The sequence below is a fragment of the Pseudomonas marginalis genome, assembly GCF_024169655.1.
Classification (GTDB): Bacteria; Pseudomonadota; Gammaproteobacteria; order Pseudomonadales; family Pseudomonadaceae; genus Aquipseudomonas; species Aquipseudomonas paraveronii.
In genome coordinates this window covers 1,217,600-1,235,665 of record NZ_JALJWV010000001.1, presented here as the reverse complement: position 1 = coordinate 1,235,665, position 18,066 = coordinate 1,217,600, and the positions used below count along the sequence as shown (strand labels likewise).

Annotated in this window: 20 protein-coding genes and 1 pseudogene; 10 read left to right on the top strand and 11 right to left on the bottom strand. The window is 59.9% G+C overall.

All coding sequences use genetic code 11. From position 1 onward, the window contains the following. Positions 1-31: 31 nt before the first annotated feature. The 10 genes from J2Y83_RS05420 to J2Y83_RS05375 form a co-directional block, all read right to left on the bottom strand. The gene (locus tag J2Y83_RS05420; protein WP_253393643.1) at positions 32-292 is read right to left on the bottom strand and encodes a tail fiber assembly protein; all 261 of its coding nucleotides are present in this window, start codon (positions 290-292) and stop codon (positions 32-34) included. After that, the gene (locus tag J2Y83_RS05415; RefSeq protein WP_253393641.1) at positions 293-910 is read right to left on the bottom strand and encodes a hypothetical protein; all 618 of its coding nucleotides are present in this window, start codon (positions 908-910) and stop codon (positions 293-295) included. Between the two features lie 91 nt (positions 911-1,001). Beyond that, entirely contained in the window at positions 1,002-1,532 is a 531-nt protein-coding gene (locus J2Y83_RS05410; protein ID WP_201021945.1) for a hypothetical protein, read from the bottom strand. Next, positions 1,529-2,167 (bottom strand): phage tail protein I, encoded by a 639-nt coding sequence (locus tag J2Y83_RS05405; RefSeq protein WP_253393640.1) that lies wholly within the window; start codon positions 2,165-2,167, stop codon positions 1,529-1,531. Before J2Y83_RS05405 ends, J2Y83_RS05410 begins: the two co-directional genes overlap by 4 nt. Then, positions 2,164-3,159, bottom strand: a complete 996-nt coding sequence (locus tag J2Y83_RS05400; RefSeq protein WP_253393639.1) for a baseplate J/gp47 family protein — start codon at positions 3,157-3,159, stop codon at positions 2,164-2,166. Before J2Y83_RS05400 ends, J2Y83_RS05405 begins: the two co-directional genes overlap by 4 nt. After that, complete coding sequence (locus J2Y83_RS05395) at positions 3,156-3,488, bottom strand: phage baseplate protein (protein WP_253393638.1); 333 nt, start codon at positions 3,486-3,488, stop codon at positions 3,156-3,158. Before J2Y83_RS05395 ends, J2Y83_RS05400 begins: the two co-directional genes overlap by 4 nt. 9 nt (positions 3,489-3,497) lie before the next feature. Next, a complete protein-coding gene (locus J2Y83_RS05390; RefSeq protein WP_253393637.1) occupies positions 3,498-4,109 on the bottom strand; it encodes a phage baseplate assembly protein V in 612 nt (203 codons plus the stop codon). Between the two features lie 3 nt (positions 4,110-4,112). Further along, positions 4,113-4,628: a hypothetical protein gene (locus J2Y83_RS05385; protein ID WP_253393636.1), complete on the bottom strand. Its 516-nt coding sequence runs from the start codon at positions 4,626-4,628 to the stop codon at positions 4,113-4,115. Positions 4,629-4,648: 20 nt separating this feature from the next. Beyond that, positions 4,649-4,993: a phage holin family protein gene (locus J2Y83_RS05380; protein WP_017844641.1), complete on the bottom strand. Its 345-nt coding sequence runs from the start codon at positions 4,991-4,993 to the stop codon at positions 4,649-4,651. Positions 4,994-5,588: 595 nt separating this feature from the next. Next, positions 5,589-6,323 (bottom strand): LexA family transcriptional regulator, encoded by a 735-nt coding sequence (locus J2Y83_RS05375; RefSeq protein WP_253393634.1) that lies wholly within the window; start codon positions 6,321-6,323, stop codon positions 5,589-5,591. A gap of 200 nt (positions 6,324-6,523) precedes the next feature. On the opposite strand from J2Y83_RS05375, the gene mutS reads away from it, so the two are divergent. Both mutS and fdxA read left to right on the top strand, forming a co-directional pair. Then, positions 6,524-9,115 carry a DNA mismatch repair protein MutS gene (gene mutS / locus J2Y83_RS05370; RefSeq protein WP_253393632.1) on the top strand — a complete coding sequence of 864 codons (2,592 nt, stop codon included), beginning with the start codon at positions 6,524-6,526 and terminating at the stop codon, positions 9,113-9,115. A 143-nt stretch (positions 9,116-9,258) separates the two neighbouring features. Then, on the top strand, positions 9,259-9,582 hold the full coding sequence (gene fdxA / locus J2Y83_RS05365) for a ferredoxin FdxA (RefSeq protein WP_003222178.1): 324 nt from the start codon (positions 9,259-9,261) through the stop codon (positions 9,580-9,582). 497 nt (positions 9,583-10,079) lie between these two features. On the opposite strand, the gene apbC is transcribed toward fdxA, so the two are convergent. After that, complete coding sequence (gene apbC, locus J2Y83_RS05360) at positions 10,080-11,174, bottom strand: iron-sulfur cluster carrier protein ApbC (protein ID WP_253393631.1); 1,095 nt, start codon at positions 11,172-11,174, stop codon at positions 10,080-10,082. A 173-nt stretch (positions 11,175-11,347) separates the two neighbouring features. On the opposite strand from apbC, the gene metG reads away from it, so the two are divergent. The 8 genes and pseudogenes from metG to J2Y83_RS05320 all read left to right on the top strand — a co-directional run bounded on the left by metG (position 11,348) and on the right by J2Y83_RS05320 (position 17,998). Then, positions 11,348-13,399 (top strand): methionine--tRNA ligase, encoded by a 2,052-nt coding sequence (gene metG, locus J2Y83_RS05355; protein WP_253393630.1) that lies wholly within the window; start codon positions 11,348-11,350, stop codon positions 13,397-13,399. A gap of 103 nt (positions 13,400-13,502) precedes the next feature. Further along, positions 13,503-14,075: an electron transport complex protein RnfA gene (locus J2Y83_RS05350; protein ID WP_253393629.1), complete on the top strand. Its 573-nt coding sequence runs from the start codon at positions 13,503-13,505 to the stop codon at positions 14,073-14,075. Positions 14,076-14,092: 17 nt separating this feature from the next. Next, positions 14,093-14,464, top strand: a pseudogene (gene rsxB / locus J2Y83_RS29770) (electron transport complex subunit RsxB); the annotation flags it as partial. Between the two features lie 556 nt (positions 14,465-15,020). Beyond that, positions 15,021-15,980, top strand: a complete 960-nt coding sequence (locus J2Y83_RS05340) for an RnfABCDGE type electron transport complex subunit D (protein ID WP_253393627.1) — start codon at positions 15,021-15,023, stop codon at positions 15,978-15,980. Then, complete coding sequence (locus J2Y83_RS05335; protein ID WP_253393626.1) at positions 15,977-16,561, top strand: RnfABCDGE type electron transport complex subunit G; 585 nt, start codon at positions 15,977-15,979, stop codon at positions 16,559-16,561. The genes J2Y83_RS05340 and J2Y83_RS05335 overlap by 4 nt, the downstream gene beginning before the upstream one ends. Beyond that, a complete protein-coding gene (locus J2Y83_RS05330; protein WP_253393624.1) occupies positions 16,554-17,048 on the top strand; it encodes an Rnf-Nqr domain containing protein in 495 nt (164 codons plus the stop codon). Before J2Y83_RS05335 ends, J2Y83_RS05330 begins: the two co-directional genes overlap by 8 nt. A 25-nt stretch (positions 17,049-17,073) precedes the next feature. Then, positions 17,074-17,712, top strand: a complete 639-nt coding sequence (nth, locus tag J2Y83_RS05325; protein WP_247396271.1) for an endonuclease III — start codon at positions 17,074-17,076, stop codon at positions 17,710-17,712. Positions 17,713-17,818: 106 nt separating this feature from the next. Further along, positions 17,819-17,998: a PA3496 family putative envelope integrity protein gene (locus tag J2Y83_RS05320; protein ID WP_247396274.1), complete on the top strand. Its 180-nt coding sequence runs from the start codon at positions 17,819-17,821 to the stop codon at positions 17,996-17,998. Positions 17,999-18,066: the final 68 nt, after the last annotated feature.

The following is an 18,066-nucleotide window of genomic DNA, read 5'->3' as shown; positions in this document are numbered from 1 at the left end:
GACGAAAAAAAACCGCTTTCGCGGTTGTATATCACTTCAGGAAGGTCGGCCTTTCGGGCCATACCACGGCGAACGGATCACCAACGTCTTGCGGAACATCCCTCAAAAGTCTCCGGTAAGCCGCAACCTGAACACGCTGACTTTCGTCAAGGGGACTGTCCTGAACTTGAGTATGATCTGTGTCGCGCAACAGTTGATCACGACGAACGCGAATACTTGACCACTCCAATAGTTCCAAGCCTTCCTTGCTGAGGATAAGAGATGGAACGGTATCTACAGAGGATTCATTCATTTAAAAAACCACCGTCGACGAGAGAGAGAGCTTAGATTTAATATCACCCAACTTAATTGCGCGATACCGGCCAACCTGCATAGTATCAAGCCGCAAAGATGTGACATAGACATTGGGGATTTTTATACGACATACAGCATTGCCAGCCGCATCCGCGTAAATAGCGGGTTCAAATTTCCCAAAACACGACTGATTGATAACTGCACGCTGTGGAGAGTAAACGTAGCCTGCGAATGTTTCGTCCAGTACCAAAGAGCTACCGTAACTATAACCGCGAATATTCAGCCAAAACATCTGATCATCTGAGTTAATGGAAAATGGCAATTTGAAGTGGACGTATACATTCATTGAGGATCCAAGATCCGTTGCGACCATCCCGCCCGTCGCCCCGACGTCATAAGGCGCTCCAGTTCCCCAAATAAGCCCCTGAAAAACACTCATCAACAACGTCCCAGGCTCACCAACACCTCCAACAACATCCTTAAGCGCACGAAATTGGTCAAATTCTGCACGAGCCTGATCCATTCGTACGTCGATAGCACCAATTTTTCCATTCACAGCACTTGTCAGGTTATTGGAGGCCTGAACCAAGTTGGCTATTTGCGTTTCCGTACTCAAAATAGTATCTCCTTTACTTTGCCATTTCAGGCCACCCAGCAACCATATAAACGATAGCTAAAGAGACCAAACAAACTATTAATATTTAAAGCTATTTTTTCTCCACTTGCATGATGCGAAAGAGCACTCCAAGATGACGAGCCATATTATCAATATTCGCCGCAGCAACAGCCGCTAATTCATCGGCGATGAGGATATTAAGATTCTCAGTACCTACCACCACTGTCACGCTTTGTGCCGGCAACGGCGAAACATCCAACGTAAACTTCTGCAACACCCGAGCCGCCGCCGCTTTATACGTCAGCAACTTCCCAGCTACCGAATACACCGCCAACAACGTCCCACTGGCGAGGTAAAAACCGAACTCACCAATCTCATACTCGCCATCGCCATCGAACAGCGCGGCCATCCTGAGTTGGCGCTCGCCCAAGTCCTCGTAATCCACAATCGCCACCCGCTGGCGCTCGTCACGCAAGGCCACTTCCGTGCCGTCTGGGTTGTAGCGGCCGGTGCCGGCGCCGATGTGGGTGATTTCGCCTTTCAAGCCCTGGTTCTTTGCCTGCAGCACTTCATCCAAACCTTTGGAGGTGAAGCGCACCAGGCGCGTAATGTCATCTGTCATGGCTGCGCCCTGAGGTCGTAGTCGTTAATGGTGTAGTGCCGGGCAACGCCGGCACTGTTAAGTCGAGCGCCCAAGGCAAGTTCGGGTAACGCGCCTTGCAGGCTTAACTCGCTGTCGTTAAACGGGGCGTGAACAATCGCGGTCAGGCCAAGGCGTGCTTGCGTCTGGTGAACCACGGTAATCGTCGCCTGGTCGCGCTCGCTCTTCGCGGCGTTGATACGGCGGATCAAGCGGTTATGGTCGCCGCTGGACCAACTGCGCCCGATGATCGCCTGCACATCGAAGGTGTAAGGCACGCCCAGCGGCCGCTGTTGATACCAGGCGCTGATGTTGGGGCTGAAACCCAGCGACTCCACCGCATAACTCAAGGCCTTGGGCGTGCCCGCCTGGCGCTGGATCTGCCAGGACAAGCCCACGGTGAGGCGCTTTTCCGTTTCGCTGGCATCCGCGTCCCATTCGCTGACGCCTCGGTCGGCGGCCAGGTAAGGAAGGAATTCGGAGGGCGTTTGCAGCGGGTTCATCAACGCCGGAAACGGCGGCATGATCCGTTCCAGCAAGTGGCCAAACCCCAGGTCCAACGCCTTTTCCAACGGTGCGCCATTGGCGGGCAACAAACTCGATTTGGGCTCACTCATAGCGTGCGCACCTCCACCTCGACGCCCGTGCAATACGGTGCCTGGAACGCCGAGCAGACAATCGGCGCCAGCGGCTCGAGGATTTGCAGTTGCGCCGCTCCGGCACTGTGGATGGCGTAGTCGATCCAGCTCGGGTCGACGCGCCCTCCCAGGCGGTGACAGGACTCGGCGTAGGTTTGCAGCAACTGCTGCGCGGCCACTTGGGTCAGGCCCGAATCCGGGCCGGCGTTGATCTTGGCCACGACGCGAATCTTGTAGCGTTGGATCTGCGCACTTTGGACCGTGACGAGATCCGTTTCCGGCCGTACATCGGGCCGTGCGAAATGTCTGCGCACGCCGTCAAGCAAATCGGCAGAAGGGGTTCCGTCGCCGTCCCTGGACAGCACCGTCACCCTCACCTCACCGGGGGCGGTGCGTCGGCCATTGCCGTCCTTGACCTGCGCCGCATAGCCATCCGGGTCGAAGGTATAGGTGACCGTGACGACACCCGGTGTCGCGCTTTCCACGTTCACCGCCGGTCGTTCGCCGAGGGTGAACACCTCGCGGCGATACTGCATGCGCGAACCCGCCGCCGGCGCGTGGGGCGCCAAGTAATAGCGCAGCCGTGCGTCGTCGTCGCTTTCCAATGTCGGCGGCACCGGCGGGAAGGCCGCCGGGTCACCGGGGTCCAGCACCTGGCGCTCCAGCCCCATATCGGCCAGGCGCGCGTCGAGGTTACTGCCGGTGGCCCACCACGCCAGCATCTGCTTGATGCGCGCGTTGTACTTGCGCTCGTGGGTTTGCAGGCGCACGCAAAACGCTTCCAGGGCCAGGGTCAGCAGTTCGCTTTCGTTGTCGAGGCTGACCTTGAGTTTGGCGGCGCTTTGCGGCGCACGGGTGGCGACGTAGTCAATGACAAACGCCTTGAACTCCGCCAGCAACGGCTCGAACGCGTCGACGGCAATGATCGCCGGCTCTGCCAGTTGGTTCTGGCCAGGGATCAGCATGCTCATGTCATGACCTCGAAGGATTGTTGGCGGTTTTTCCAGGTGCCGGCAAACCGCAGCAACAGACCGGCGCCCTGGCGGGTGGCGACGATGACTTGGGGTTGAAAGTCGGCGATGCCGTTCTCGATGTTGTAGAACGCTTTGGCGGCGTGGCTTTGGGCGAGGATCAAGAGGTCGTCGCCGAGGTTCTGCCCGAGCAGTTGGGGGATCAGCGAGCCGTACAACGGACGCTTCTGGCGAGTGCCCACGGGGGTGGTCAGCGCTCGGGTGGCGCGCTGCACGAATTGCAGCCAGTCATCGACGGCTGCCCCGGTGTTCCTATCGATTCCGATCATGGCAAATCCTTATGCGGTGCTGATCACGCGGCCCTGGTGATCCACCAGCGGGCCGCTCAAATGCACGCCGCCAGCATCCAATAGCAGGCCGACGGCGCCGAGTTGCAAGCTGATGTGGTTGGCGGTCAGCCGCAGCGTGGCGGCGCCGATCTTCGCTTCGATCTGTTCGCGGGAGCCGCCGAAGACAGTGGGTCCGTTGGTCCAGTTGAACGTGTGGCTGACGTCGTCATAGTCACTTTGTGTGCCGTCCTGATGGCGGCGCCGGGTCAACGACGCAACGCTGGAGACCGGCGGAAACAGACTACTGTTGAGCCCGAAAAGCGCCACCGACTGCGCAGCGCCTTCCCCGCCGCCATAGTTGAGCAGCAAGCATTGTTCGCCCACTGACGGAATCCGCGTTTCAGTCTGCGCCCCCGCACTGGGGTTGAAAAAACGAATCGCTGGAGTGAGCAAATCACCGTGGCTGACGGTGCAGGTATTGCTGGCGGCGTCGACCTGCTGGCAGATGCCGATCCGACAGTAGCTTTCAGCGCGGCGGTACAGATCTTCGAGCTGGGCCTCCATTTCCGCCAGGCGCTCGACGATCGGTCCCAGTTGCATGCGTAACAGCGCATCGAACATGGACTACTCCTGCAAGGGTCGGTATTGCTCAGGATCGTCGATACTCGAGACTTCCCACGTGCAGGCAAACAGAGGTTTTCCGGTGGGATCTTCGAGTAACGGCGGGCCGAGGTAGATGTTTTGGGTGAAGGACACTGTCCAGGTGTCGTAGTCCGTTTCGGCACTGCCCTGTAGGGTCGGCGCCGCGACGATGGCGGTTGGCAGGTCGCACTGATCCGCCGGCAGGCCCCAGCGATTATCGAGGGCCAAATCCATCAATTGGCTGGCCAGGTCGCAGGCGTCGTAAGGCGCCGAACCACTGGCAACCCTGGCCATGAGTGACACCGACAGTGCATGGGCCTTACGCCCTTCAAGGGATCGAACGCCGGGGCCGTTGCGTTCCACAGTAATCAGCACGCCGGTTTTATCCCCGGCGCCCTGGAAGTCCTGGTGATTGCCCACACGCAATTGTGGGAAGGCGCCCTTGAGCGCTTCACCAATTGCGATGGGCAGTTGGGAAGGTTTTTCGATAGATGTCATCAGTCGCGTCCTTGCAGCGGTTACTGCTGATCCGGGCGGGAGGGCGGGGCCTCGTCGACGCCAATGCGCTTGGCCGCCCAACGTTCATAAAGGCCGATGGCGACGTCCGCACCGGCCATGGCGGTCAGGCAACCGAGGGCGCCGGCGGTCCAGATCGACATACCGGCGGCGTACAACAGCATCAACGCCGAGACCCCGCAGACCATGCACGCCCCAGACCGCAGCGCCAGGCGCCGGATCAGCGACCAACCACGGGCGCCCTCCTTGTCGGCGCGCCACATTTCGCCGGAAACTCCGCCGATCAGCGCCAGTACGATCACCAGCCAGATAGGCATTTCCGCTAACGCTTGCTGCTCGTTTGTCATGTCACGCCTCCTGGCTGAGCAATGCCGGCAGAATGCCGGTGTTCGGGTAAATCCATTTATAGGTAGGCATTCCAAAAAGCCCGGCTGACCGGGCTTTTCAGTAATGCGGTCCTCGATCTTTCGGCGCTACTGGCGCGGTACGGATCTTTCCTCAATGTTTTTCCGACCACGATCCCTGTCTGCCGGATAACTGCTTCTGGTGCTTTACGCTGCACACCCGGGTCAGTTGCCAACCCTCTGAACCGTTAAGGCCGGTTCATCGCTGCCTGTTCTTGTAAAACGGTGAAACTAAAGAGCGTCGGCATCCTTGCCGGTGTTGCTTGGCATCCCTGCCATCGCTTCGATGGCGTCCGTGCCGATGTTGCGTGCCTTCCTTGTCGTCCTTGGCAGCATCCTTGCCGCCTCCACCAGGCCTTGTTGGCTGGCTTGAGACAAAGAATATGCATGTATGCATATACAGTCAATGCATAAATGCATTTATTTTCAGTATGCAAATGCACTGATGCATTTAGAGCCTTGCTAGCAAAGGGTTTGATGCCTTTCAACAGACGAAAAAAAGCCCGCTCATTGGCGGGCTTTGTCTTACGAGAGAAGGTTAACGGGCGTACATGCCCCACCAGAAGACATGACCGAGGATGCTGATCTGTTCATCCTGGATGTCCTGGAAGCTGTAGTCCTCGTCCGGGTGTTCATCGCGGTTGAAACTGCGCAGGCGAATCCCGGAAGGCAAGCGATAGAGCTGTTTGACCCGCAACTGGCCATTGTGATTGATGGCGTACAAGTCGCCATCGACGATGTCGCCAATCGCGCTCTTGCCCGCATTCACCCCCACCGTCGCGCCATCACGCAGCACGGGCAACATGCTGTTGCCGCGCACCGTCACGCACTTGGCCTGGTCGAACTGCACGCCGTTATGCCGCAGGCTGCGCTTGCCGAACCGCAGGCTGGCCTTTTCGCTTTCCTCGATGACGAATCTTCCTGATCCAGCAGCCAATTCAACCTCACGCAAAAAGGGGATCGACACCTCGTCGTCATTCACGGGGGTGTCGTCATCCCACAGGCTTATGTCCTTGAGTTCCGAATGCGTCGGGTCGCGCCCATCATCCCGCGAAACGCCCACCGCCGCGCGCCCGCGCAGTTGGTCGGTGCTGACGCGGAAGTACTCGGCGATGCGGGAGATGTGCTTGTCCGAGGGGTCAACGATCTTGCTGCTGAGTATCCGGGACAGCGTGGATTGAGGCACGCCGGTACGCCGGTGAAGCTCCGTGGGGGAGATCCGGTCGCGGTCCAGCAGCTCTCTTAAGACGATAGAAACGTTGCGTTTTTGCATAAAGCGGATAGTGACGACAGATTTCAGGCTTGGCAAATGCTAATTTGCATTGAGTATGCATTTTTATGCATTTTTCGTGACTTTTGAGCGGGCCTGCGAACGGTCGACCTCGCGTGTTAACCTTGCCGCCATCGCAAAATCAGCTGGGCCGAGTGCCCCACCTTTGCCCCACTTCTTTTAACGAATTCGCTAATTATCTGATGAGTAAAACCACTTCCGATCTGTCCAGCCACACCCCAATGATGCAGCAGTACTGGCGCCTGAAAAACCAGCACCCTGATCAGTTGATGTTCTATCGCATGGGCGATTTCTACGAGATCTTCTACGAAGACGCGAAGAAGGCCGCCAAGTTGCTGGACATCACCCTGACCGCGCGTGGGCAGTCGGCGGGGCAGTCGATTCCGATGTGTGGGATTCCTTACCATTCGTTGGAAGGCTACCTTGTCAAGCTGGTGAAGCTGGGCGAGTCGGTGGTGATCTGTGAGCAGATCGGCGACCCGGCCACCAGCAAGGGGCCGGTGGAGCGTCAGGTGGTGCGCATTATTACGCCGGGGACGGTGAGTGATGAGGCGCTGCTGGATGAGCGGCGCGATAACCTGATCGCTGCGGTGCTCGGCGATGAGCGGCTGTTCGGCCTGGCGGTACTGGATATCACCAGCGGCAACTTCAGCGTGTTGGAGACCAAAGGCTGGGAGAACCTGCTGGCGGAGCTGGAGCGTATCAATCCGGTGGAGCTGATGATCCCGGATGATTGGCCAAAGGACCTGCCGGCGGAACGTCGTCGTGGGACCAAGCGTCGCGCACCGTGGGATTTCGAACGTGATTCGGCGCTGAAAAGCCTGTGCCAGCAGTTCTCCGTGCAGGACCTCAAGGGCTTCGGTTGCGAGACCCTGACCCTGGCCATCGGCGCCGCCGGTTGCCTGCTCAGCTATGCCAAGGAAACCCAGCGCACCGCCCTGCCGCACTTGCGCAGCCTGCGCCATGAGCGCCTGGACGACACCGTCGTGCTCGATGGTGCCACCCGTCGCAACCTGGAACTGGACACCAACCTGGCCGGCGGGCGCGACAACACTCTGCAATCGGTGGTGGACCGTTGCCAGACCGCCATGGGCAGCCGCTTGCTGACCCGTTGGCTGAACCGTCCGCTGCGGGATTTGACGGTGTTGCAAGCGCGGCAGACGTCGATTACCTGCCTGCTGGACGGCTATCGCTTCGAAAAGCTGCAGCCGCAGTTGAAAGAAATCGGCGATATCGAGCGCATCCTGGCGCGGATTGGCCTGCGCAACGCGCGGCCCCGTGACTTGGCGCGTCTGCGTGATGCCTTGAGCGCCCTGCCGCAACTGCAAGTGGCGATGACCGAACTGGACACACCACACCTGCAACAACTCGCAGTAACTGCCGGCACCTACCCGGACCTGGCGGCGCTGCTGGAAAAAGCCATCATCGACAACCCGCCGGCGATCATCCGTGACGGCGGCGTGCTCAAGACTGGCTACGACAGCGAACTGGATGAACTGCAGTCCCTGAGCGAGAACGCCGGGCAGTTCCTGATTGACCTGGAAGCCCGCGAAAAAGCGCGCACCGGCCTGGCCAACCTGAAGGTCGGTTACAACCGCGTGCATGGCTACTTTATCGAGTTGCCGAGCAAGCAGGCCGAGCAGGCGCCCATCGACTATCAACGTCGTCAAACCCTAAAAGGTGCCGAGCGCTTCATCACCCCCGAGCTGAAAGCGTTCGAAGATAAGGCGCTGTCGGCCAAGAGCCGCGCCTTGGCGCGGGAAAAGATGCTGTATGAAGCGCTGCTCGAAGATTTGATCGGCCGCTTGGCGCCGTTGCAAGACACCGCCGCCGCACTGGCGGAGCTGGATGTGCTGAGCAACCTGGCCGAGCGTGCGCTGAACCTTGACTTGAACTGCCCGAGGTTTGTCAGCGAGCCGTGCATGCGCATCGTTCAGGGTCGCCACCCGGTGGTGGAGCAGGTATTGACTACGCCGTTCGTCGCCAACGACCTGTCGCTGGACGACGATACCCGCATGTTGGTGATCACCGGTCCGAATATGGGCGGTAAATCCACCTACATGCGCCAGACCGCGCTTATCGTGTTGCTGGCACATATTGGCAGCTTCGTACCGGCGACCAGTTGTGAGCTGTCCCTGGTGGATCGCATCTTCACGCGGATCGGTTCCAGCGATGACCTCGCCGGTGGCCGGTCGACCTTTATGGTGGAGATGAGCGAAACCGCGAACATCCTGCACAACGCCACCGAGCGCAGCCTGGTGCTGATGGACGAAGTGGGCCGCGGCACCAGCACCTTCGACGGCCTGTCCCTGGCCTGGGCGGCGGCCGAGCGCCTGGCGCATCTGCGCGCCTATACGCTGTTCGCCACCCACTACTTCGAACTGACCGTGCTGCCGGAAAGCGAGCCGCTGGTGGCCAACGTGCATCTCAATGCCACCGAGCACAACGAGCGCATCGTGTTCCTGCACCATGTGTTGCCAGGGCCGGCCAGCCAGAGTTACGGCCTGGCCGTGGCGCAGTTGGCCGGTGTGCCGAACGACGTGATCACCCGCGCCCGCGAGCACCTCAGTCGCCTGGAAGCCACCGCCCTGCCCCACGAAACCGTGGTCGCCAGCCCGAAGAAGGCCAGCAGCAAATCCAGCGCGCCACACCAGAGCGATATGTTCGCCAGCCTGCCCCATCCGGTGCTGGATGAGTTGGCAAAACTTGACCTGGACGACTTGACACCGCGAAAAGCGCTGGAAATGCTCTATACACTGAAGACACGGATCTAACGCAGACGCTTGCAAGCTGATATTATCTCGCGCGGTTTGGGATGCTGCGGGCTTTTTAGCCTGGTCCGCAGACTATCGCTCTCAAACCTCGCGGGCCCCACCATAAGGGGTTTCGCTGCCGCCGCCTGAGGAGAAAATTAGAAATGACCTTCGTCGTCACCGACAACTGCATCAAGTGCAAATACACCGACTGCGTAGAAGTCTGTCCGGTGGACTGCTTCTACGAAGGCCCGAATTTCCTGGTCATCCACCCGGACGAGTGCATTGACTGCGCCCTGTGTGAACCTGAATGCCCGGCCGTCGCTATTTTCTCCGAGGACGAGGTCCCGGAAGATATGCAGGAATTTATCCAGTTGAACGTCGAACTGGCGGAAATCTGGCCGAACATCACGGAGAAGAAAGAGTCGCTGCCGGATGCGGAAGAGTGGGACGGTGTGAAAGGCAAGATCAAAGATCTCGAGCGCTGACAGCGCCGCTGTCCAATAAAAAGGCCCTTTGTGGGCCTTTTTTGCGTTATGGGGCAGGCATTTTACTTTTCTGCAGGCAAAAAAAGGGGCGGTATGACCCGCCCACATTTTTTCCCTAGTCCCTGTATTCCTTTTTCATCATCCTGATGAATCGCATCCTGCGACGTTCCTTCAAACCATCGTTCCTTGATGGCTGTGTCAATCCGTGGACACAGGGCAGATAGTAGCCAGTTCCCAGGGAAGTACAACGCAATCCAAACCGCCGCCTGCGCCGCAATCGCGCTCGAAAGCCAATAAATAATTGTTATATTTCAATTGATTAGAAATATAGCCAGACAATTCGAGACGTCCGGCAGCGCTAAAAAAACCAAACACTTACGTGAAAGTAAGCAAATGCTTACACGAGCAACTGTGTAAGAGCGCAGCAAGCAATGCCTGGCCGTTCTGCGGACAAGAAAAAGCCCCGACAAATTCGAGGCTTGTTTCCTACGACTGGCTCAGTCGTCGCTGACTGTAATCGTCGGCATGGCCGGAGCAGCCGCTTCCTGCAGCACAATCCGCGCGCCCACGTGACGCGCCAGCTCCTGATAAACCATGGCGATCTGGCCGTCGGGCTCGGCCGCCACCGTCGGTTTGCCGCCATCGGCCTGTTCACGAATCACCATTGCCAGCGGCAGCGAGGCGAGCAACTCGACGCCGTACTGAGTGGCCAGTTTCTCGCCGCCCCCCTCGCCGAACAGATGCTCGGCGTGGCCGCAGTTGGAGCAGATGTGTACCGCCATGTTTTCCACGACGCCCAGCACTGGAATGTTGACCTTGCGGAACATTTCCACGCCTTTCTTCGCGTCCAGCAACGCCAGGTCCTGGGGGGTGGTGACGATCACCGCACCGGCCACCGGGACTTTTTGTGCCAGGGTCAGCTGGATGTCACCGGTGCCTGGCGGCATGTCGATCACCAGGTAGTCCAAATCGCCCCAGGCGGTCTGGGTCACCAGTTGCAGCAAGGCGCCGGAGACCATCGGCCCACGCCATACCATCGGTGTGTTGTCGTCGGTCAGGAACGCCATCGACATCACTTCCACACCCAGCGACTCGATGGGCACGAACCACTTCTGGTCCTTGATTTTCGGGCGAGTGCCCTCGGCAATGCCGAACATCACGCCCTGGCTTGGGCCGTAGATATCCGCGTCGAGAATCCCCACGCGAGCGCCTTCGCGCGCCAGCGCCAGCGCCAGGTTGGCCGCCGTGGTGGATTTACCCACCCCACCCTTGCCGGAGGCCACGGCCACCACATTTTTCACATTGGCCAGGCCGGGGATCTGCGCCTGGGCCTTGTGCGGCGCGATCACGCACTGAATGTCGACCTTGGCGGAACGCACGCCGTCGAGGCCTTCGATGGCCATTTGCAGCATCTGCGCCCAGCCGCTCTTGAACAGACCGGCGGCATAGCCCAGTTCCATCCAGACCGACACCTGGTCGCCCTGGATCTCGATGGCGCGGACACAACCGGCACTGACCGGGTCCTGGTTCAAATAGGGGTCGGTGTATTGGCGAAGAACGGCTTCCACCGCTGCGCGATTGACGGCGCTCATGGGCTACTCCCGAAAAAAGACTGACTGAAACAGGCGGCTATCCTACCCGTTCCAGCGGCTTAACGGCATGCTTTCGCAGGCCGGGAAGATTCTGAAACAGCGTCACGGGGTGAAATATATTTCCCGGCGCTTTATAGTGACCGACCTCCGTTTCATCAAGTAGCCGAGCCCCAATGTCCGAGCCACGCAAGATCCTCGTCACCAGCGCCCTGCCCTATGCCAATGGTTCGATCCATCTTGGCCATATGCTTGAGTACATCCAGACCGATATGTGGGTGCGCTTCCAGAAGCATCGCGGCAATCAATGCATCTATGTCTGCGCGGACGACGCCCACGGTTCGGCCATCATGTTGCGCGCCGAAAAGGAAGGCATCACCCCGGAACAACTGATCGCCAATGTGCAGGCTGAACACAGCGCCGACTTTGCCGAGTTCCTGGTGGACTTCGATAACTTCCACTCGACCCACGCCGACGAAAACCGTGAGCTGTCGAGCCAGATCTACCTGCGGTTGAAGGATGCCGGGCACATTGCCACGCGCTCGATCACCCAGTATTTCGACCCGGAAAAGAAAATGTTCCTGGCCGACCGCTTCATCAAGGGCACCTGCCCGAAATGCGGCACCGCGGACCAGTACGGCGACAACTGCGAAAAATGCGGTGCCACCTACGCTCCCACCGACCTGAAGGACCCGAAGTCGGCAATCTCCGGCGCCACCCCGGTGCTCAAGGATTCCCAGCACTTCTTCTTCAAGCTCCCGGATTTCCAGCAAATGCTGCAAACCTGGACGCGCAGCGGCACCCTGCAGGATGCCGTCGCCAACAAGATCGCCGAATGGCTGGATGCCGGGCTGCAACAGTGGGACATCTCCCGCGATGCGCCGTATTTCGGCTTTGAGATTCCAGGCGAGCCGGGCAAGTATTTTTATGTGTGGCTGGACGCCCCGATCGGCTACATGGCCAGCTTCAAGAACCTGTGCAACCGCACGCCGGAGCTGGACTTCGACGCGTTCTGGGGCAAGGACTCCACCGCCGAGCTGTACCATTTCATCGGCAAGGACATCGTCAACTTCCACGCCTTGTTCTGGCCGGCGATGCTCGAAGGTGCGGGCTACCGCAAGCCGACCGGCATCAACGTACACGGCTACCTGACCGTCAACGGCCAAAAGATGTCCAAGTCCCGTGGCACCTTTATCAAGGCGCGCACCTACCTGGATCACCTGTCGCCGGAATACCTGCGCTACTACTACGCATCCAAGCTGGGCCGTGGCGTCGACGACCTCGACCTGAACCTGGAAGACTTCGTACAGAAGGTCAACTCGGACCTCGTCGGCAAAGTCGTCAACATCGCCAGCCGTTGCGCCGGTTTCATCCATAAGGGCAACGCCGGTGTGCTGGTGGCCGAGAATGCCGCGCCGGAGCTGACTGACGCGTTCCTGGCCGCCGCGCCAAGCATTGCCGAAGCCTATGAGGCCCGCGACTTTGCCCGCGCCATGCGCGAGATCATGGGCCTGGCCGACCGCGCCAACGCGTGGATCGCCGACAAGGCGCCGTGGTCGCTGAACAAGCAGGAAGGCAAGCAGGCGGAAGTCCAGGCCATCTGCGCCACCGGCGTCAACCTGTTCCGCCAGTTGGTGATCTTCCTCAAGCCGGTGCTGCCGTTGCTGGCTGCGGATGCAGAGGCGTTCCTCAACGTCGCGCCGCTGACCTGGAACGATCACGCCACCTTGCTCAGCAACCATCAGTTGAATGAGTTCAAGCCGCTGATGACCCGCATCGATCCGGTAAAAGTCCAGGCCATGAGCGACGCTTCGAAAGAAGACCTGGTCGCCAGCCAGACAGACACCGGCGAATCGACGCCGGCCGGCAACGGCGAACTGGTCAAGGAGCCGCTGTCCCCGGAGATCGAGTTCGACGCCTTTGCCGCCGTGGACCTGCGGGTTGCGCTGATCCTCAAGGCCGAAGCCGTGGAAGGTGCCGACAAGCTGCTGCGCCTGACCCTCGACATCGGCGACGAGCAACGCAACGTGTTCTCCGGGATCAAGAGCGCTTATCCAGACCCGTCCAAGCTCAATGGTCGCCTGACCATGATGATCGCCAACCTCAAGCCACGGAAAATGAAGTTCGGTATTTCCGAAGGCATGGTGATGGCGGCCGGCCCTGGCGGTGAAGAAATCTACCTGCTGAGCCCTGACAGCGGCGCCAAGCCGGGTCAACGCATCAAGTAAGCCCTGCAAAACAGCCCTGTCGTCGCGACGACAGGGCTTTTCAGCTAGTACCCCCTTCTCGCTTACCGGATAATCAGGCCCTGTTTGCTTAACCGGCATGCCCATGACCGATATGCTCCTCACCCTTGTCAGCGCCGCCCTGATCAACAACCTCGTGTTGCAGATGCCGTTGGCCGTCGACCCGATGTTGGCTGCGCACTCACGCTCGCGGGTGCATGCATTGGGGATTGCCACCACCGTGTTGATGGCAGTCAGCAGCATGCTGGGCTATCTGCTGGACCACTACCTGCTGCAGCCACTGGCGTTGACCGCCCTGCGACTGTTTGTGTTTTTACCGCTGACAGCGCTGCTGATCCGCCCCGTGCTCGGCTTGCTCACGCGCTTGCGCCCCACACTGCCGACGGAGGGGTTATGGCCGCTCCTACTGGGCAACGCCGGGGTACTGGGCGTGGTGTTGCTGGGCATTGAAGACGACAAGGGCCTGGCACACACAGCGGCACTGAGCCTGGGCGCCGGGCTCGGCTTCTGGCTGGTGCTGAGCCTGTTCAGCGACTTACGCCAGCGGATCGCCGACAACGACATTCCGCTGCCCTTCCGCGGCCTGCCGGTCGAACTGATCAGCGCCGGGCTGATGGCGGTGGCTTTTCTGGGTTTCAACGCAATGATCAAAGCATGAACCTGATTCAATGTATCGACGCGCTGCTCCCGCAAACCCAATGCGGCAAATGCGGGCACCCGGGCTGCAAGCCCTACGCCGAAGGCATTGCCCAAGGCGAAGCCATCAATAAGTGCCCGCCGGGCGGGCAGGAAACGATCGGCGCACTCGCGCAGTTGCTGAACGTGCCGGTGCTGACGCTGGACGCCAGCCACGGCGAAGCGCCGCCACAGATTGCCTACATCCGCGAAGCCGAATGCATCGGTTGTACCAAATGTATCCAGGCGTGCCCGGTGGACGCGATTGTCGGCGCTGCCAAATGGATGCACACCGTGATCATCGACGAATGCACCGGTTGCGACCTGTGCGTTGCGCCCTGCCCGGTCGACTGCATCGAAATGCACCCGCTGGCGACGGTGCTGCCGATCGTCGGCGGCCTGGCGACCAACGACCACGAGCGCCGCGCGCGCGGCTTGAAGCGAGACCGCGCACGACGACGCTTTGAGCAACGCAACGCGCGCCTGCAACGGGAAGAAGAACATAAGCAGGCCGAACGCCTGGCCCGCGCCAAGCGTGCCGCGCCGTTGGCCGCCGTGTCGATCGATGCAGCGCAGGCAGCCCAGGACGCCGCGATCAAGAAAGCCAAGATCAACGTGGCGATGAGCCGCGCGCAGTTGCACAAATCCTTGAAGGCATTCGGGCATCCGCCCACCTTTGAACAGCAGTCGCAATTGATCGTCCTGCAACAACAGTTCGAAGCCGCAGAGCAAGCACTAACCGCCCTGGAGGTAAACCTCGCACCCGCAACACCGGCCCCCGATAGCAGCGCCGATCTCAAGCGCGCCAAGATCCAACTGGCAATGCGCCGCGCCGAATTGAAGAAAGCCCAGGATCAGAACGCCGATCCACAGCAACTGTCCGAGGCGCAAAACAAGCTCGACGCTGCACAGCGCCAGGTGGATGCCCATGGCCACGCTTGAGCCTCAGCAGGCCCTGCAACGGGTGTTGCTGGCGACGCTACCGGGGGCGGTGGCGATGTTCTGGTTATACGGTTGGGGCGTGTTGATCAATCTGTTGCTGGCGACAGGCGGCGCATTGTTGGTAGATGCGGGCGTGCAACGCCTGCGGGGGCAGCGTGGCAGCGATCTGAGCAGCCTGGTCAGCGCGACCTTGCTCGCCCTGGCACTGCCGCCCTATTGCCCCTGGTGGCTGTGCGTGGCGGCCGTCGCCAGTGGGCTGCTGCTGGGCAAGCACCTGTACGGCGGCCATCGCAACCCTTTCAACCCGGCCATGGTCGGGTATGCGTTGATGCTGGTGGCCTTTCCGCAACTCATGACGCACTGGCCGGCCACCCACGGCCTGGACCTGCTGGCCGGCGCACAACAGATATTCGGCCTGCACCGCGACGCGCCCGATGCCTGGGCCCAGGCGACTGCACTGGATGCCCTGCGACTGAACAAGAGCTTGACCATCGATGAACTGTTCGCTCGCAGCCCGGCATTTGGGCATTTCGGCGGCAAGGGCAGCGAGTGGGTGAACCTGGCGTTTCTGGCGGGCGGTCTGTGGCTGTTACGCCAGCGGGTATTCAGTTGGCACGCACCCCTGGGCATGCTGGGCAGCCTCTTTGTGATCAGCTTGCTGTGCTGGAATGGCTCGGGCTCCGACTCCCACGGCTCGCCGCTGTTTCATCTGCTGACCGGCGCCACCGTTCTCGGCGCATTTTTTATCGTCACCGAGCCGGTCTCCGGCCCGAAAAGCCCCACAGCCCGGCTGCTGTTCGGGGCGGGAGTGGGCGTGCTGACATATCTGATTCGCACGTGGGGCGGTTACCCGGACGGTGTAGCCTTTGCGGTGCTGTTGATGAACCTGGCCGTGCCGGCGCTGGAACGCCTGGTGGCAGCGAAACAGCCGGCGGTCAGCGTATGAAATCGAGCAGAGGTGTGTTGCTGGCGTTGCTGATCGCCATCGGCGGCGGCACGCTGGTCCTCACCCTTCAGCACCTGACCGCCGATCACGCCGCGCGCCAGGTTCAGGCGCTACAGCGCCAGGCGCTGCGCGACCTGCTACCCGCCGACCGCTATGACAACCAACCACTGGATCACCCGCTGACCATCGCCCCACAGCCCCTGGCCGATAGCCACCTGCAGGGTGGCTATCGGGTGACCCTGTCGGGCCAACCCAGCGCGGTACTGCTTCGTTTGACGACCAACGGCTACGCTGGGCCGATCGAACTGCTGATCGCCATCGACCGCGACGGCAAGCTGCTGGGCATCAAAACCCTGGCGCAATCGGAAACCCCAAGCCTGGGTGGGCATATCAGCGAGCCCGGCAACCCTTGGCTGGCTTCATTCAAGGGGCGTTCGCGCACGGACATGCAAGGCTCGAACTTCGATCAAATAGCCGGTGCCACCCTCACCTCCCGAGCGGTGATCAGTGCCGTCCACGACGCTTTGCGCTATTTCGACGAGCACCGCTCATCCCTGCTGGAGCCCGACACCCATGACTAGAGCCGTTGGCCTGGCCAATGCATCGATGCTGGCACCGTTGCTCGGGGTGACCGACACCCTGCCCAAAGCCCTGAGTTTCCTGGCGTTGTCGGCGCTGATCGTGACGTTCTACGGCCTGGCCATGCGCGCGCTGCGCTCACGCCTGAGCACGCCCTTGCGGTTGGGTGCCAGCCTGACAGTCGCTGCTACGCTAGTCAGCTGTGCGCAGTTATTGTTACAGGCATTTGCGCTACCGATGTATCAGCAACTGGGCATCTACCTCGCGCTGATCAGCGTGCAATGCGTCGTCCTGGAACATCATGGTTTCTTTGAGGCGAGCCAACGCAAGGCGCAGCTACGGTTAGTCGGTCTGTTCGCCGCACTCATGATCATCCTGGGGTTGTTACGCGCCACTGCCGCCACCCAATTGATGCCGGCCGGGTTTATCCTGCTCGGGTTATTGCTCGCAGGGTTGCAGGCCTGGGCCCATTTTTCACAATCACGCTGACCTCCAGCAAGGAATCGCCTGCCCCATGAACGCCGCAAAACGCCTGGAAATTTTCCGCAGGCTTCACGAAGACAATCCGGAACCCAAAACCGAACTGGCTTACTCAACGCCGTTTGAGTTGCTGATTGCGGTGATTCTCTCGGCCCAATCCACAGACGTTGGCGTCAACAAGGCCACGGCCAAGCTATATCCCGTGGCGAACACCCCGGCAGCGATCCATGCTTTGGGCGTGGAAGGTTTGTCCGAATACATCAAGACCATCGGTCTGTACAACAGCAAGGCGAAGAATGTCATCGAGACCTGCCGCCTGCTGGTCGAACGGCATAACGGTGAAGTGCCGCAGACTCGTGAAGCGCTGGAGGCTCTGCCGGGAGTGGGCCGCAAGACGGCCAACGTAGTGCTCAATACGGCATTCCGGCAACTGACCATGGCCGTGGACACCCACATTTTCCGCGTAAGTAACCGCACCGGCATTGCCCGCGGCAAGAATGTGGTGGAAGTGGAAAAACAACTGATGAAGTTTGTCCCCAAGCCGTATCTGCTCGATTCGCACCACTGGCTGATCCTTCACGGACGCTACGTTTGCCAGGCCCGCAAGCCGCGCTGTGGCAGCTGTCGCATCGAAGACCTGTGCGAATACAAGGACAAGACGTCGGACGATTGAGAGATCATTGGTTTTTCGATCCATCGATTGAAAAAATCTTTTTTACCCGCCCATGGAATATCGTTATAAGGAGCGCCAACGGCAGTCTTAGCCCGGAGTTAACCTTATGAGCACTGGCAAAGAACAACTGGAAGTGGAAGATGACCTTGTTGAGTCGGATGACGGTGGAGAGGAAACACCTGTAGAGGTGGCCAAGACCAATCTAAGCAAACGCCGCACCATCGACAACCTTCTGGAAGAGCGACGCTTGCAAAAACAGCTGGCCGATTACGACTTCGACCTCTGATCGGCCGAGAACGGCCGGAAGCCTCCCTGACGGAGGCTTTTTTCTGCCGATTCGCCTGGCTATCAAGC